At 36.3% G+C, this 774-nt stretch carries 1 rRNA gene; it reads right to left on the bottom strand.

Annotated elements, in window-relative coordinates:
* Positions 1–660: 660 nt before the first annotated feature.
* Positions 661–772: ribosomal RNA gene (rrf, locus tag HGH90_RS31450) — 5S ribosomal RNA — on the bottom strand.
* Positions 773–774: the final 2 nt, after the last annotated feature.

Genomic DNA, 774 nt, shown 5'->3' with positions numbered 1-774 from the left:
TTCGCCTCTTAGATCCTAGGCATCCACCATGCGCCCTTATTCGCTTTAAAAATCTTTAGTATTCTAATACTACTATTTCGAATACAACTTGCATTTCCCAATATGTCAAAGAACTTTTAATCACTGATTTCTTTTCCAAGATTTCATTTGCGTGATTATTGCTGATGTGTGAGAGCCGATCTCTGTAACCCCTTTGGTTACACATCTTCATTTCAATATTATAAGAACTCTTATTCTGTATTACGCTGTTTGCGTTGGGGTTGCAAAGGTAGTAATCTTTTATTTAACCACCAAAACTTTTTCAAAGTTTCTTGCATCTTTAATCACTTCAGCATCAATAACTTTTCAATTGGGAAAGTGTTGTACTTAATTGATTATCAGACCCCTACTTAATAAAGAACATTACTTGTTTCTAAGCGGATGGCAAAGATATAACCTTTATCAATCGCAAACAAAACTATTTGAGTTTTATCTCAAATTATTTTTCAATCTTATTTCAATTAATTCTCAACTTAATTGCTGAATGTACCCGGTCACCTGGGACCTTTAAAAGAGTAATATGTAAGGACACTTTTGTAAAAACTGCTCTTCAGCAAGATGTGTCTACTCTTAAAGAAAGAAAAAGCCTTAGTGCAAAGGCACCAAGGCTTTTCTTAATAAGTATGGCAGCTACCTACTCTCCCGCATGATAGTGCAGTACCATCGGCCATGAGGGGCTTAACTTCTCTGTTCGGAATGGGAAGAGGTGAACACCCTCGGCATAACCACCATAAG

The sequence above is a fragment of the Chitinophaga sp. Ak27 genome (assembly GCF_012726295.1).
Taxonomy (GTDB): domain Bacteria; phylum Bacteroidota; class Bacteroidia; order Chitinophagales; family Chitinophagaceae; genus Chitinophaga.
This window is presented reverse-complemented; position numbering and strand designations above follow the sequence as displayed.